The sequence below is a fragment of the Paenibacillus sp. 2TAB26 genome, from assembly GCF_052115145.1.
In the GTDB taxonomy this organism is placed as follows: domain Bacteria; phylum Bacillota; class Bacilli; order Paenibacillales; family Paenibacillaceae; genus Pristimantibacillus.
Genome location: NZ_JBFRGC010000002.1, coordinates 340,460 through 355,593 on the forward strand (window position 1 = coordinate 340,460; position 15,134 = coordinate 355,593).

The 15,134-nt window shown below is 39.5% G+C and carries 16 protein-coding genes and 2 pseudogenes; 11 read left to right on the forward strand and 7 right to left on the reverse strand.

Features of this window, described 5'->3' with window-relative positions; all coding sequences use genetic code 11:
* Positions 1–61 precede the first annotated feature (61 nt).
* Positions 62–409, reverse strand: a complete 348-nt coding sequence (locus AB4Z50_RS03000; RefSeq protein WP_441875486.1) for an EamA family transporter — start codon at positions 407–409, stop codon at positions 62–64.
* Positions 410–922: 513 nt separating this feature from the next.
* On the opposite strand from AB4Z50_RS03000, the gene AB4Z50_RS03005 reads away from it, so the two are divergent.
* The 5 genes from AB4Z50_RS03005 to AB4Z50_RS03025 all read left to right on the forward strand — a co-directional run bounded on the left by AB4Z50_RS03005 (position 923) and on the right by AB4Z50_RS03025 (position 5,369).
* Positions 923–1,453 (forward strand): chitinase, encoded by a 531-nt coding sequence (locus AB4Z50_RS03005; protein WP_441875489.1) that lies wholly within the window; start codon positions 923–925, stop codon positions 1,451–1,453.
* Complete coding sequence (locus AB4Z50_RS03010; RefSeq protein WP_441875492.1) at positions 1,450–1,599, forward strand: glycoside hydrolase family 19 protein; 150 nt, start codon at positions 1,450–1,452, stop codon at positions 1,597–1,599. Before AB4Z50_RS03005 ends, AB4Z50_RS03010 begins: the two co-directional genes overlap by 4 nt.
* 269 nt (positions 1,600–1,868) lie before the next feature.
* A complete protein-coding gene (locus AB4Z50_RS03015; RefSeq protein WP_076265772.1) occupies positions 1,869–2,069 on the forward strand; it encodes a copper ion binding protein in 201 nt (66 codons plus the stop codon).
* Between the two features lie 24 nt (positions 2,070–2,093).
* Positions 2,094–4,523, forward strand: a complete 2,430-nt coding sequence (locus tag AB4Z50_RS03020; protein WP_441875495.1) for a heavy metal translocating P-type ATPase — start codon at positions 2,094–2,096, stop codon at positions 4,521–4,523.
* A 162-nt stretch (positions 4,524–4,685) separates the two neighbouring features.
* Complete coding sequence (locus AB4Z50_RS03025; RefSeq protein ID WP_441875498.1) at positions 4,686–5,369, forward strand: DUF7002 family protein; 684 nt, start codon at positions 4,686–4,688, stop codon at positions 5,367–5,369.
* A 3-nt stretch (positions 5,370–5,372) separates the two neighbouring features.
* Here the strand turns inward: AB4Z50_RS03025 and AB4Z50_RS03030 are convergent, their stop codons facing one another.
* Positions 5,373–5,786, reverse strand: a complete 414-nt coding sequence (locus AB4Z50_RS03030; protein WP_441875501.1) for a nuclear transport factor 2 family protein — start codon at positions 5,784–5,786, stop codon at positions 5,373–5,375.
* Positions 5,787–6,215: 429 nt separating this feature from the next.
* Between AB4Z50_RS03030 and AB4Z50_RS03035 the strand changes: the two genes are divergently transcribed.
* From AB4Z50_RS03035 to AB4Z50_RS03045, 3 genes and pseudogenes are all read left to right on the forward strand, one after another.
* Entirely contained in the window at positions 6,216–6,488 is a 273-nt protein-coding gene (locus AB4Z50_RS03035; protein WP_441875504.1) for a hypothetical protein, read from the forward strand.
* The gene (locus AB4Z50_RS03040; protein ID WP_441875507.1) at positions 6,449–6,943 is read left to right on the forward strand and encodes an FtsX-like permease family protein; all 495 of its coding nucleotides are present in this window, start codon (positions 6,449–6,451) and stop codon (positions 6,941–6,943) included. The genes AB4Z50_RS03035 and AB4Z50_RS03040 overlap by 40 nt, the downstream gene beginning before the upstream one ends.
* 125 nt (positions 6,944–7,068) lie before the next feature.
* Positions 7,069–7,518 (forward strand): annotated as a pseudogene (locus tag AB4Z50_RS03045) (ABC transporter ATP-binding protein); the annotation flags it as partial.
* Between the two features lie 37 nt (positions 7,519–7,555).
* Here the strand turns inward: AB4Z50_RS03045 and AB4Z50_RS03050 are convergent.
* Together AB4Z50_RS03050 and AB4Z50_RS03055 are read right to left on the reverse strand one after the other, a co-directional pair.
* Positions 7,556–7,947: pseudogene (locus AB4Z50_RS03050) on the reverse strand (winged helix-turn-helix transcriptional regulator).
* Positions 7,948–7,990: 43 nt separating this feature from the next.
* The gene (locus AB4Z50_RS03055; protein ID WP_441875510.1) at positions 7,991–8,236 is read right to left on the reverse strand and encodes an alcohol dehydrogenase catalytic domain-containing protein; all 246 of its coding nucleotides are present in this window, start codon (positions 8,234–8,236) and stop codon (positions 7,991–7,993) included.
* Positions 8,237–9,072: 836 nt separating this feature from the next.
* Here AB4Z50_RS03055 and AB4Z50_RS03060 point away from each other — a divergent pair.
* Both AB4Z50_RS03060 and AB4Z50_RS03065 read left to right on the forward strand, forming a co-directional pair.
* Positions 9,073–10,080, forward strand: coding sequence for a zinc-dependent alcohol dehydrogenase (locus tag AB4Z50_RS03060; protein ID WP_441875513.1), 1,008 nt, complete (start codon positions 9,073–9,075; stop codon positions 10,078–10,080).
* A gap of 121 nt (positions 10,081–10,201) precedes the next feature.
* Positions 10,202–11,080 carry an AraC family transcriptional regulator gene (locus AB4Z50_RS03065; protein WP_441875516.1) on the forward strand — a complete coding sequence of 293 codons (879 nt, stop codon included), beginning with the start codon at positions 10,202–10,204 and terminating at the stop codon, positions 11,078–11,080.
* Between the two features lie 73 nt (positions 11,081–11,153).
* On the opposite strand, the gene AB4Z50_RS03070 is transcribed toward AB4Z50_RS03065, so the two are convergent.
* The 3 genes from AB4Z50_RS03070 to AB4Z50_RS03080 all read right to left on the reverse strand — a co-directional run bounded on the left by AB4Z50_RS03070 (position 11,154) and on the right by AB4Z50_RS03080 (position 14,483).
* Positions 11,154–12,422 (reverse strand): alkaline phosphatase, encoded by a 1,269-nt coding sequence (locus AB4Z50_RS03070; protein WP_441875519.1) that lies wholly within the window; start codon positions 12,420–12,422, stop codon positions 11,154–11,156.
* Between the two features lie 110 nt (positions 12,423–12,532).
* Positions 12,533–13,690 carry an N-acetylglucosamine-6-phosphate deacetylase gene (gene nagA / locus AB4Z50_RS03075; protein WP_441875522.1) on the reverse strand — a complete coding sequence of 386 codons (1,158 nt, stop codon included), beginning with the start codon at positions 13,688–13,690 and terminating at the stop codon, positions 12,533–12,535.
* Positions 13,680–14,483 carry a DeoR/GlpR family DNA-binding transcription regulator gene (locus AB4Z50_RS03080; RefSeq protein ID WP_441875525.1) on the reverse strand — a complete coding sequence of 268 codons (804 nt, stop codon included), beginning with the start codon at positions 14,481–14,483 and terminating at the stop codon, positions 13,680–13,682. The genes nagA and AB4Z50_RS03080 overlap by 11 nt, the downstream gene beginning before the upstream one ends.
* Positions 14,484–14,676: 193 nt before the next feature.
* On the opposite strand from AB4Z50_RS03080, the gene AB4Z50_RS03085 reads away from it, so the two are divergent.
* Positions 14,677–15,132, forward strand: coding sequence for a MarR family winged helix-turn-helix transcriptional regulator (locus tag AB4Z50_RS03085; RefSeq protein ID WP_441875528.1), 456 nt, complete (start codon positions 14,677–14,679; stop codon positions 15,130–15,132).
* The last annotated feature ends 2 nt before the right edge of the window (positions 15,133–15,134 follow it).

The following is a 15,134-nucleotide window of genomic DNA, read 5'->3' on the forward strand; positions in this document are numbered from 1 at the left end:
CGACAGAAAACCCCATTTTCCTGTTATTGAAGTCATAAATTTTTCTTTTTTATGGAAGTGGCTACTTTTGTTTAACAAGGAACAGCCCAATAACGATAATCACTAAGCCAACCCAGTTTTTCCAATTGGGGAATTCTTTTAGAAACAAGTACCCCATAATTAACGAAATCAAAATTTCCAAACACTTAGCGGCTACTAAAGTAAAGCTAAGATTCCCGGAAGATTTGAGACCATACTTTACACCATAACCAATAGATAAATTAGCCATTAAAAAGAAGGGTAACATTAGCAATTGAAACTTTAAAGTTGACCAAAATTGGGGCTCAATATGTTTCCCTTGATAAGAAAAAATAAAATTAACTACAAACAATCCTCCAAATAAAAGCGCGAAGCTATACAGGTAAGTCATAAGAACCTCCAACTATTGTTTTTAAATTCGTTTGTTTCTTTATGAATTGCATGTGAAAAATCTTTGATCGCTTTCGTCGATTAATGTTTCCTGAAGCCAACTTTTTTATCCATGACAAAGATTTAATCTGACAGAACACTTGAAAAATCAAGCTGTTTTAAAATAATTATCATAAATAATCAACGAAATCATTTTCGTACAGGAGGCAAGAACTATTTACAATCGATTCATAATGCTATTCCTTACAAAGGAAGCACACTTGCGGTTGGTGAAAACCATTTTTTATCATTAAAGGAGATTGAAAGGGCATGGGATGGAATTGATCTAGAATATACGCCTGAAAAAGCTGTAGACGCGGTTAAAGCAGTTCTTCCTCAAAAAATATACGAAGAACTGTTTCCAAACCGCTTAGGTTCTCCTGAATGGTATAAAGTAGCTAAAGGCAAGGAGTATTTTAAAGAAGACCAATCTGATTATTTCTCTTATGATCATTTGATCGCTGCTGTAACTGAGGTGTCAAATCATAAGTTAAAGGTTAGCACACGCAAAGGAGACAACAGCGCTCAGGAAATACATAGATTGGATAAGGATGCTAGAATCGAGACATTGATCTCCCGTTCGGCCGAGTTTAATTCGCCAGACAATTTGAAGAAAGAAATTGAAACGGTTATCATCGATTTTGGCACATTCCTCAAGGAGGGTTTTAAGAAAGATCGTAAGCGTGAGCTCGCCGCATTTCTTGCCAAACTTGCACATGAGACTGGCGGAGGCTGGGCTACAGCACCTGGCGGTGAACTGAAGTGGGGACTGTTCTGGAATGAAAATATTGCTGGAAGAACGGGTGTAAATGAATCCGCTTTCGTGGATGAAGCAAGCAGTGCTCTCTATCCGGGCGTAACGGGCAAACGTTATTATGGACGTGGACCGATCATGTTGAGTTGGAATTTCAACTACGGCTTGTTCAGCTCTATTATTTATGGAGACAAAATTGTCCTTCTTAGCAATCTGAAATCGTCGCAGCGGACGGTAAGGTTGGTTTCATGACTGCTATTTTATTTTGGATGACACCGCAGGCGCCTAAGCCATCAGCTCATGATGTTATCGTGAACAAATGGAAGCCATCGAAAGAGGATATTGCAAAAGGTTTAAAGCAGCCAGGGTTTGGCATTACATCATGGTGCTTAGATTAGAAGCGTTTTATTGATTTCTTCCAGTTTAACTTTTAAATGAATTAATCGAAATGGATAACATACTATGCATTTTGTGCAAATTTCTCTGTTTCAGAAGGAGTAAGCAAATGTTCAATGACACAATATAGAAAGAAAATAGAGAAAATGATTGACACAATATACGGTAGGGGGGTATAGTGTGTTTATGAGAAAGAGCAATAAACTTCTTAAACATTGTATTTTCAATACGAAGATAAAAATAAATGATTCACATAAAGGAGATATGAACAATGAAAAATGTAACATTAAATGTTGAAGGAATGTCTTGTAATCACTGTGTTAATTCCATCGAAGGAGCATTAAAGACGATAGGTGCACAAGGAAAAGTGGATCTGGCGAGTGAATCGGTTCAAGTTGTGTTCGACGAAAGTAAGCTAACACTTGAAACGATCAAGGAAACCATAGAAGAACAAGGATATGAAGTTCATTAATCGAGAAAAAAAGAGGTGATCATCATGGAAGCGACTAGCTCAGATACGAAGCAAACTTCCCTGCAAATTATTGGAATGACTTGTGCAGCTTGCGCGAATAGGATTGAGAAAGGATTAAATAAGCTTGAAGGTGTTTCGGAAGCGAATGTAAATTTTGCAATGGAACGCGCTACCGTTATTTATGATCCAAGCAAAACAAACATTGCAAATATGGAACAAAGCATACAGAAGCTTGGGTACAGCACTGCTAAAGAAAGCGTTGATTTGCAGCTAGTTGGGATGACTTGCGCAGCTTGTGCACTTAAAATCGAGAAAGCATTGAATAAACTGCCTGGTATCACGAATGCTACCGTTAATTTCGCAATAGAAACTGCTCATGTAGAATTCAATCCTTCAGATGTAACTTTGTCAGATATGCAAAAACGAGTCGAGAAACTCGGGTACAAAGCAGTGCCAAAACAAGAGGTTGGCGATCCGTCTGAGCATCGTCAAAAAGAAATTAAACAACAAAAGCGCAAGCTTCTCATATCTGCCATCTTGTCGCTGCCGCTGCTTTGGTCCATGGTGACTCATTTTTCATTTACATCATGGATTTGGATGCCAGAAATTTTTATGAATCCTTGGTTTCAGCTTGCACTTGCCACTCCGGTTCAATTTTATGTCGGAAAACATTTTTATGTTGGAGCCTACAAAGCACTACGCAACAATAGTGCCAATATGGATGTTCTGGTAGCTCTAGGCACGTCAGCTGCTTACTTTTATAGCCTATACCTGACAATAGATTGGGCAACGATGTCTGGAAATATGCACCACAGTCCATCCATGTATTATGAAACAAGCGCAGTTTTAATTACACTCGTTATTCTCGGTAAATTATTTGAAGGTTTGGCGAAAGGGCGTACTTCTGAAGCAATCAAGACACTAATGGGATTGCAAGCCAAGACGGCGTTAGTCATTCGTGATGGTCAAGAGCTAACGATTCCTGTCGAGGAAGTGCTTACTGGAGACTTTGTGCTGGTAAAACCGGGTGAGAAGGTTCCGGTGGATGGTAAAGTCATCGAAGGTACATCAGCGGTGGATGAGTCCATGCTGACTGGAGAAAGCATTCCAGTGGATAAAAAAATTGGCGACCATGTAATCGGAGCGACGATTAACAAAAATGGTCGGTTGAAAGTGAAAGCGACAAAGGTCGGCAAAGAAACGGCTTTAGCACAAATTATTAAAGTTGTAGAAGAAGCGCAGGGTTCAAAAGCACCAATTCAGCGTGTTGCTGATGTTATCTCAGGTATCTTTGTACCGATTGTTGTTGGAATCGCACTTGCAGCTTTTGTTGTATGGTACTTCTGGATAAGTCCTGGCGATTTCGCTAATGCTTTAGAGATTGCGATCGCGATTCTTGTCATCGCATGTCCGTGTGCTCTCGGTCTCGCAACACCTACGTCGATTATGGCAGGTTCTGGTCGTGCTGCAGAGCTCGGAGTTCTCTTTAAAGGCGGCGAGCATCTCGAATCAACGCATAAAATTGATGCAATTATTTTGGATAAAACAGGAACGGTGACTAAAGGCAAACCCGAATTAACGGATGTATTTGTGGAGTCGATGGATGAAGATGCTTTCTTGCGTCTCGTCGGCGCTGCTGAGAAAAATTCAGAGCATCCGCTTGCGGAAGCAATTGTATCTGGCATATTGGCTAAAGACATTGAGCTTCCAAACGCTGATGAATTTGAAGCGATTCCTGGGTATGGTATTCGGGCAATTGTGGATGGCAAAGAGATTTTAGCCGGAACTCGGAAGCTGATGGGGAAATATAATATTCAAGCAGAGCATGCTTTTGAACAAATGTCCAACCTAGAGCAAGCAGGAAAAACAACGATGTTGTTCGCGATTGATGGTCAATATGCAGGCATGGTAGCTGTTGCTGACACCATTAAGGAGACTTCGAAAGAAGCCGTTTCTCGTTTGAAGCAAATGGGGATTCAAGTCGTTATGATTACTGGTGACAATGAACGTACTGCCCAAGCTATCGCACGGCAAGTTGGCATTGATCATGTGCTGGCAGAAGTACTTCCAGAAGGTAAAGCTGAAGAAGTGAAAAAATTACAAGCACAAGGCAAAAAAGTAGCGATGGTTGGTGATGGGATAAATGATGCACCGGCCTTAGCAATGGCGGACATTGGAATGGCTATTGGTACAGGTACAGATGTTGCGATGGAGGCTGCTGATATTACACTAATGCGCGGTGATCTGAATAGCATCCCGGATGCCATCTTTATGAGCCGTAAAACGATGGGCAATATTAGACAAAATCTATTTTGGGCGCTGGCTTACAACTCGTTGGGTATTCCTATTGCAGCAATCGGATTGTTAGCCCCATGGGTCGCTGGCGCTGCTATGGCACTTAGCTCCGTATCCGTTGTGTTAAATGCACTTCGTTTGCAGCGGATGAAAGTATAACTAGCTAAAAATTCGATATTAATCAATTGATTTTCATAATAAATTTGGTTCTTAAAAAAGGTCGCCATCGGCAACCTTTTTTTTGTATCTATGTTCTTATTCTAATGATGGGAATGATTCAATCGGATTCGTGAAATCATATGGGCAGAAGGTGGGGGCATAGTGGATAAGAAAGCGATCGTTTCAGCGATAACAAAATCAAAAGGCAGGAAAAGCCTTTACCATTTTACACGAGTAAGGAACTTGCCTGCGATCGTACATCATAATGCACTTTGGTCGAGCAAACATCTTTATCCATTTCATATCGGCGAGCGGCGATCAGAGGTCAAAGAAGTTAAATATTTTGAACATACGGTTGTCATTAATGCGCATTTAAGGATTGTTGAGAGTATGATGGATGCGAATTGTACACATGAACAATTTCGGGCTTATCTTGATCAACATGTGTTCTTTTGGCCCACATTAAAGGATTGTCGCAAAATGTTGGATACATACAAACGAAGAGAACAGGATGAAGCATTTGTTATTTTACAGTTCGAAGCATTTCCATTATTGATGGATCATTATTCGGCCGTTAAATTGTCCAAATACGATTCGGGGAGTTCACCAAGGTTTCCAAAGAGCTGCAAGTATAAGAAAAGTTTAGAGATGTTTCTTTCTTTAGATGAATTCCAGAAAAAACGGAATAACACGGTTCCTGTGAAAGCTTCTGAAATACATGAGCTGCTGTTCAAAGACCAAGTTATTAATCTTAATCAATATGTACAGGTCATTTATGCTGATCATGATAATGGATTACCTGAGAACTGGAGAAAACTTGTGAAGCCGTTGGAAAGTTTCTCTTAGAGTTTATGATACTTCAATTACATATGAGGTCATTTCTTTTATTTTTGCTTGTTTGGAGGCGCTGCTAAACACATACATAGTACAAAAAGCATAACTTTTGTCGTTCTCAAGTTTTATAACTCCATTCGTTGCTGCCGTGTTTCCGTGTGTGACGATATTTGTAATTTGTAATTCGATGGTCTTGCTTATATTCATTTGAGTGAGTGCTTCGAGAAATTCATTTTTTCCGTGTATAGCGGGAAATGAACCGACAATGTTCCATTGCACATCATCTGTAATTTGATCCGCAATAAAAGGCATATCCTTTTGAGCAAAAGCAATATTAAATGATTTAAGAATCGATTTTCTAGGCGCGTTTCCGCAATCTACTGGACACAGTATTTTTAATTCCTGATTTTGAGGAGCCATATGAGACATTATTTTGTTCCTTTCTTATTCCATACTGTGATGATAGCAGATTGTAAGCTTTTATGCTAAATCTAACAATACAAATTATTTTTCTAGAGCGGGGGCTGCATATGTTGATCGTAAGTTTTCTTATAATCGCTTGGATATTAAGTTGGTTTAAGTTTAATCATTTATTCGTAAAGGCATTTAAAGAGCTATTTAATAAGGAAATTACTACAGCAAGTTATTATTTCATATTTTTTGCTATTGGTGCTATTGGCGATTTGATTTTATTTGTTAATGGAACCTATAATTCCGTTGTGATGTCATCTTGAAAAAAGCTGATCAGCTATAATATAGCACATTATGAAGAATTGATTTACTAACCAGATGGGATAAAATTAATCATTTACATTATTTGGACATTCACAATAATTATTATTGACCGACGGTCAGTCGATGAAATGGAGGCATAAGTCTGATTTGAATGCCAAGGAGCTTAATAAAAAGGTTGGCGATTCGCTGGTTTTATTGAATGATGGGAAAGAAATAAACATGACGGTTAGCGGTATTTATCAGGATATAACAAATGGAGGCCGAACAGCAAAAGCAAGGATGCCTTTTGATCCTAAGACGGTGTTGTGGTATGTCGTAGCAATGGATGTGAAACCTGATATTCGGTCGGCGAGAAGATGGATCAATACACGAATACATTTTATCCTGCTAAAGTGACTCATCTGGAAACTTATTTATCCCAGACTTTAGGAAATACGATCAAGCAGCTAAAGATAGTCATCCTATTGGCTGTTACGATTTCTATATCGATTTTGATACTAATAACCTCTTTGTTTATGAAAATGCTGTTTGCCAAGGATTCTATTCAAATTGCTATTATGAAAAGCATTGGTTTTACGATAAGAGATATTCGAATTCAGTATTTGGTAAGAATACTGCTGATCGCTGGTTTTGGAATTATCGTTGGAGTTAAAGCAGCTAGCATAATCGGACAAAATCAAGTGCAATTATTAGGGTCTATGTTGGGGGCATCAAAAATTCAGCTTGAAAGCAATCCTCTGTCTACTTATATACTTCTGCCGATCGTAGTAATGATGATTATCGCCATGACCACATTAGTGAGTACTCTTTTCATGAATAAGTTTAGCATTTCTGAACAGATAGCCAAATGAGAGGGGATGATCAGTTGTCAATTTTGGAAGCGAAGGGATTAAGTGAAGATTATTTGACAGGACATAGAACTCAGCAATCGGTTTTAAAAGACATTCATTTGCAAATTCGGTAGGGTGAATTCGTAGCCATTATGGGGCCATCCGGCTCTGGAAAATCTAAATTTCTCTATACCATCAGCGGCATGGACAAAATGTCTGGAGGAAGTGTTGCCTTTAATGGGCAGGAAATCACTGGTCTTTCTGAAAATGAGTTAGCAAGTTTGCGTCTAAATCAAACGGGATTTATTTTTCAGCAGATGCATCTTATGAAAAACTTGAGTATCCAGGATAACATCATCCTGTCTGCTTATCGGGCAAAAAAAAGCAGTCGAAGCACGATCAATAAGAGAGCAGCTGAGCTAATGAAGAGAACAGGAATAGGAGAGTTAGCTGATCGTGATATTACGCAGGTTTCAGATGGCCAGCTACAAAGAGCAGCTATTTGCAGGGCTCTTATTAATCAGCCTGATATTCTTTTTGGCGACGTAACAATTGGCGCTCTGAACTCCAAAGCTGCGGGTGAAAATCACTCCTAAGGACACTAACGCTCAGTTGGTGTTTTTTTGTTTTGTATTATTCCTTTTCGTTAGCTTGATCAAATGATGATCTAGCCAATTCAACAAGAGAATAATTTGTTCTTGTCCACTGCTTCAAGGCACTCAGTGGCTCGAGCAAAGACTCGCCCAACTTGGTGAGCGAATACTCAACGATTGGTGGAACAGACGGAGTCATATCTCGCTGAACCAAGCCGTCACGTTCCAATTGCCGCAAGGTTTGTGTTAGCATTTTTTGGAAATTCCATCAATCCGTCTGCTAATATCTCCGTATCGAATAATACCGTCTTCCAATGCATAAATGACCAATGCTGACCATTTGTTTGCAATGATTTCAAGTACTTTACTGTAAGAGCATTCAGATATCGAAATGTCGGGTTGAACGCTTTTAGCTGGAGATGATGTTTTCATTTAAGGTCCTCCTTATGCACTTTTTGGTTCAAGGTATACGAAATTAACGGTGAATTTGGAATTGATCGATTGAAGGCATCCGACCGCCTAATACCAGTGCCCCTTCAGGTACATGAACTACCCCTTCTTCTGGCAGCACAACAAATTCAGCGAGCAATCCATTCAACGGACTGCCTAGTGTACTTACCCAGTTTTGTTGTGTCGGCTCACCCGTAATCCAGCTTTGAGTGAAAATCCCACTTACTCTATCCCCAATTTTGAATTTGTTTGAGTTTTCTCCGAGGGACACATATTTTTAAGTAAACATGATTCTTTTTATACAATCACAAATGCAACATATCCTCGTTCGATGAGGAGAAAAACACAAAAAGCCCATTCAATGGGCTTTTTGTGGTCATGCTATTTAAGAAAATATTCACTGTCTGAATAGATGGAAGGCATTAAGCATTCTGATTAGTAGCCACAGCCGCCGCCAAAGATGCCGCAACTACAAGCTATAATGACCAACAAAATGAACAGAACCAGGATAATACCAACACTGTGATTAGCACCACCAACAAATCCACCCATCAAACATTCACCTCCAATGTTTAAAGTACACTGTAGTTTATGTGCGTATGGTACGGTATGATTGGACGTTTGTTCTGTAAGGATATTAGCCCAATAAGCGGTTTGTAAGAAAAGAGAAAGCTCATGGCATGGACTTTCTCTTTTTTACTATGAGATGTTATAGGTTAAATGAGCATACATTGTGGCAGGTGCTGTTATGGTTTTATTCATTCGACGTATGACAGAACAGGGTTTGTTATCTATACAGTTTTTGTTCTAAGCGCGGTCACGGCAGTGAGTAGCGATAATAACCAACAAAATGAACAGAACTAGAATAAAACCGATATTTCCCATCAAACATTCACCCCCTGTGTTTTGACTACACTATAAATTATGTATTGCTAGAGCGAAGTGATTGGATGGTTGTACTGGTATGATAATAGCCTTATAGAATACAAACATAGCAGCTCATATTATTTTCGGTGTTTTAGATAAAAAATCGTTTAAGCGAGCAAAGACATCGACATCACAAAGTCTTATATTAATAGGGAAAGCATTTACAGAGGAGTGATTTCGATGGAAAATACAAAAGTCATGTTCGTGAGACCCTTACAAGTTGAGACGGTTAAAGAGAATTACACTCTAAAAAAATTGAATGAAAATGAAATATTTGTGCAATTGATATATTCCCTCATTAGCCCAGGAACTGAACTAGCAATGTTAACGGGTAAAGAAGAATGGGCTAAGCTTCCGCTATGTCCGGGATATGCAAGCGTAAGCAAAGTATTGGAGACAGGTGAAGGCGTTAAAGATTTGCAGCCAGGCGATATCGTGTTTCATTATGGACAGCATAGCAAATATCAAGTTGTTAACACGAATGAGCTATGTATTCAAGTTCCTGAAAATCTGGATTTAAAATGGGTGCCATTTACCCGTATGGCTACGGTTGCCTTCACATCGGTACGCGTTTCTGAAATTGAAATTGGTGACTTTGTAAGTGTGACTGGGCTTGGATTAGTCGGTAATTTGGCTGCTCAGCTAGCTCGGCTTCAGGGAGCTACGGTTATTGGAGTCGATTTATCAAAAGAAAGAATTCGGACTGCCGAGGCATGTAGCGTGGATTACACGGTTGATGGTGGAGTAGATGATATAAAGCAACGGATATCAATGTTAACCAAGGGTGCTGGTGTATCCACACATATTGAGGCAACTGGCGTACCTGCTGTCGGAGTTGACAGTTTGAAGTGGATTGCTAAGCTTGGCGAAATCATTTTCTTGGGAAGTCCTCGCGGAGAGTACAACACAGATGTTACTGATATATTAAACTATTGTCATCTTTATGGCCGAGGCTGTATTACGTTTAAAGGCGCGCATGAGTGGCGTTATCCAGTTGAACCTAATGAATTTGTTAAACACTCATTAGTTAGAAATTCAGAAATTGTATTTGATCTTATGAAACAAAATAGGCTGCAGATCGAACCATTAATTAGTCATGTGATTAAGCCGGAGCAAGCACAAGAAGCGTACGAGGGACTAAGAGTTAATAAAGATCTATATAATGGTGTATTGTTTGACTGGTCTTAATCGGATAACAGCTGAATGATCTATTCTAGCGGATTAACAGATTTAATTATGAGTAATTTTAATATGCTTCATTTATAATGGGAGGAGTGATAGAAGCGTTTCGATAGCAGGGGTGAAAGCAATGGATGAGTCTTGGATGAACAGCATATCGCCTTTCGTAAGGGTGGTGAGAATGATGACGACTTCATCCTTAGCCGGTGAATGGATGGATCACGATCATGTGTTTACCTATATCGAACAAGGTGAAGCTGAGTTTTTCTTGAGCGGTGTAAAATATATTGCTCAAGAAGGCGATGTGCTGTTGATGCATCCTTTTATGCCGCACATTATTCGATCGATCTCTGATCAACCATTAATTCAATATATTTTTCATTTTGATCTGTATTATGATGAGGAAAGAAGTTTATTGGATTTCACAACAGCTTCCAAAATTCATAATACTTATACTGCAGATAAGGAAATGCAGTTATCATCCATTATTCCCATTTCACACATACAGTTGGCAGACAGGATCGAGCTGAAAAAGAAGTTTTTGCAGCTTCACAAACATTTTCAGGAGAAAAGAGCTGGACATTTTTTATTAACAAAATCAATCTGCTTGGAGCTGTTATATTTATTTTTTAAAAATCAAACGGATCGCAATGAAGGGAAATTGACTAAAGGCTGGGCATTCATTGAAAGAGCAATCCATTACATCCATGACAGCTATCAAGATCCTGAATTAAATAATGTTTCTATAAGTAAATATGTCGGGGTGTCTACGAATCATTTATCTCATTTGTTTAAGCAGCAGCTTGGGATATCCATTCATAAATATGTAACGCATATTAGAATTGAGCATGCAAAATTACTGATCATGGAAGGGAAGTATACCGTGACAGAAATTTCTGAAAATGTTGGTTACTCCAGCATCTATTTATTTAGTCGTTCATTTAAAGCCGCTGTAGGCATAACGCCCAGTGGCTTTGCGGGTGCACAAACTAATGTCATACAATTGTGAGAAATGCCGCCAGTGATCTGGCGGCATTTCTGATTTGTGTTGTATTCCGTTGTTATGGGGAGCCAATTCGTTGTTATTTTTTAATTTTAAGTCCTAAAGCTTGCATAAGTTTATGAAATACATCTGTATTTTCGTAGATTCCTGTAAACAACTCAGCATTTGGACCCATAGCTGTAATCGGAATATCTACGGCAGTATGGCCTGATGTTGTCCAATCCACAACAAAATTAAATTTGCTGTTAGCAACGGCGAAAGGACCATCTTCTTTGGAAATTCCGTCGCCGGACTCATCATCAGCATTCACTTCTTCGATGGAGAAGCCGCCAGTTTCATGATCGGCTAATACGAGGACAAGTGTATTCGGGTTTTTCTTGGCAAAATCTTTGGCGACTTGAACGGATTTATCTAATTCTTGACCGGCTTTGATCGTCATTTTGGCATTGTTTTGGTGAGCAAACTCATCCGTTCCTTCTTCCTCAACCATTAGGAAAAAGCCTTTATTATTTGTAGCGAGCGTATCTATCGCTTTTTTTGTCATCTCTGCTAGAGATACAACGGGGTTATAAATATCGCCTTCGCCTTCAGGTTTTTGTTGGAACATTTCTTCATTAGCGAACAGACCAAGCAGCTTGCCTTTTTTCACTTTTTGCATTTCTGTTTTGCTTGAAACGTAACTGTACCCTAATTGTTTTGCTTTATTTACGAGATTTCCTTGTGTTCCTTTGCTTTTTTCAGAAGGATCTTCGATCGGCTCATCTGGGAATTTACCAGGCTCTCCAGCTGGATACCAGAAATCTTCGCCTCCACCGAGAATGACGTCAACTTTGCTTTGTGTCAATAGCTGCAAAGCGATCTCACTTTGTTTAGAACGATCATCAACATGTGCGCCGAAAGCAGCTCCCGTTGCATCAGTTACTTGACTTGTAGTTACAATTCCAGTTGATTTTCCAGATTCCTTGGCGTATTCCATGATCGTTTTTACTTTTACTTTATTGGCATCCATTCCAATTGCACCATTGTACGTTTTCACACCGCTGGCATATGCCGTAGCTGATGCAGCTGAATCGGTTACAGGAACAGTAGAGCTCGTGTGCAGCAAACCTACGTAAGGCATTGAATCCATAGCGAGATTGCCTTTTAAGCCGACGGTAGCAAGTCGGATAGCATCACGTTGAGCCGTTCCCATCCCATCGCCAATAAACAAAATGACATTTTTCGTTTTTGTAGTAGCTGCTTCAACTTGATTAGGCGATTGTGTACTGATAATGCTCGTAATCAGAAGGGCAGTAGCTGCTGTACCTACAATCGCGGCCTTAATTCCGTTCTTTTTAACAAGTTTCATAAATTCCCTCCTAAAGTAAGTTTACTATTTTATAGTAGAGTAATTACATTAAGAGAGTGTTTTCTTCATTTCTTGTTATTGTAAAAGATGGTTTCTCAACCTCCGTACATTCAGATAACATTACCTTTAATCATGGTCCATTCTACTTGGAAATCTTCATTCATCAAAACAAGATCGGCATCTAATCCTGTTTTGATTGTACCTGTCATATGATCCATTCCTAATATTCGTGCAGGAGTCGTTGAGGCCATTTGAATAGCGTCGAGCATGGAAATACCGGTTTCGGTCGTGAAGCGGAGTGCTTCATTCATTGTAACTACACTAGAGGCTAATGTTCCATCCGCTAGCTGTGCAACGCCATTGGTTACTGTTACTTGATGGCCGCCAAAGAGATAGCTGCCATCTCCTAAACCCATAGCTTGTAATGCATCTGTGATCAGTACCATGTTTTCGGGTCCTTTAATGCGATGCATCAAACGAACAATAGCAGGATGAAGGTGGACACCATCGACAATGGCTTGAATACTCACATGATCTGCTTCAAAAGCAGCAGCGACGAGCCCGGGATCTCGATGATGAATCGGCCGCATGCCATTAAAGCAATGTGTAACATGGCTAGCTCCAGCATCAAATGCTAACTTAGCTTCCTCATACGTTGCATCAGAATGTGCGACAGCAATGATAACTTCCATTTCTTTCAAATAAGAGAGGAGTTCCATTCCACCGGGTAATTCTGGGGCTATCGTTACCATTTTAATAAGTCCATCTGCTTCTTCAAAAATTCGCTTCATCTCACCAAGATGCGGATGACGTAAATACTTTTCATTTTGCATCCCTTTGCGCTTCGGATTCAGATAAGGTCCCTCTAAATGAAGTCCAGCAATTTTGGCGCCGACCTCAAGCCCAACGACACGTTTTACACTACGAATCATAGCTAATAATTCATCCATTGTAGAGCTTACTGATGTAGCAAGAAACGAGGTGCAGCCCGTTGCAGCACATGCACGAGAAACCTCTTGAATACTCGCTTCGCTTCCATCCATCATATCGAACCCATTAGCACCATGTATATGCACATCGATCATGCCGGGGATTAACCATTGCCCGTTCCCATCTATAAGCTCATATTCCTCCTCTGGAAGAGGCGAAAGGGGAGTATGATTATTTTCTATTTTTTCGATGATTCCATTTCTAATCCAGACGGTACTAGCTGGCAAAATAACATCAGGCTGAACGATTTGAACGTTATGCACGATTTTATAAGTCATCTTTATTTTCCTCCTCGAGTTTGTTGTTCATCTCAGAGCAAATCACTGTTATATTTTTCTGATCAAGTATTTCTTCTATTTCGCTAGGCACTTCTTGATCGGTAATTAAAATATCAATATAGTCAAAATCTAAACGATAAACCGACTTGTTTTTAAACTTCGTAAAATCAGCTACAGCGATAACCTGGTCTGATCTGCGTGCCATCTCTTTTTTGATATGAGCATCCTCTTCAAACGGGTAGTAGAGCCCATCTGATTGAATCGCAGTGGCGCCAATAAACACTTTATCAGCTCTCATTTCACGAAGCTTTTCAATGACGGAGGGACCATACAGCAAGCGGTTCTTTACGTGTAAATAACCTCCGAGTACATAAACTTGCAGATCATCTCGATCAGAGAGAATTCTTACGATGTCTATGGACTGAGTAATAGCTGTAATATTTTTCGCGGAGATTTGTTCGGCCATAGCCTGCACCGTTGTAGAAACGTCTAATATGACCGTCTCATGATCATGAATGAGCTTTGCTGCTACCAAACCAATATTGAGTTTGCTGTCTGACTCATCAATTAGCCGTTCCTGATAGGAAGCAAGCTCCTTCTGTAATTGAGGAGAGGCTACTCCACCATGTGTTCGATTGACTACACCTTCTTGCACTAATTTAACGATATCTCTTCGAGCTGTATCCCTTGATACACCGAGATGGGTGCAAATATCCATGACACTCATCGTTTGATGTTCTTTTAAATATTCGAGTATTTTTAATAATCTCTGCTCTTGATAGATGATGAACACCTCCTTGTAAGTAAGTTTATCGCATTTTTTAAGTAAATGGAAGTAATAATTAAGTAATTAGAAGTAAGTTATAAGTAAATTGAAGTGAATTATTGGACGATCGGATTGGAATAAGGATAATCAGTCCATATGTCAATTACGAGATTGACTTAGCAATCGATGTGATTTATTATTAGTTAGAAATCTAACGATTATGCGGAGGCTGATGGAAATCGAACATACTCTACAGTATCAAGTGCGCGCGATTGGCCACAAACTAAAAAATTATGCGGACAAAAAGCTTGAAGCTCATGGAATCACGTTCGAGCAAGCCAAACTCATCGAATATGTATTTCACCATGAAGAGAAAGGTGTGTCTCAGAAAGATTTGGAACGTGCATTTCAACGTAAAGGGTCTTCCATTAGCAGTATCGTTCATAATCTAGAGAAAAACGGGTTTATTGAAAGGAAGACGGATGCGAAGGATGAACGCAAAAAAATAATACGCATGCAAGCAAAAGGAAAAGATGTTGTTTTGGATTTTGATCAGTTTTTCAGTGAAACGGAGCACCTCATGATGAAGGGATTGAGCAGCGAAGATCAAGTGAAGCTTTTTGCATTTTTGGATACAATCAATCAAAATCTTGATCAGGAAAATAAGCTGTTATAATA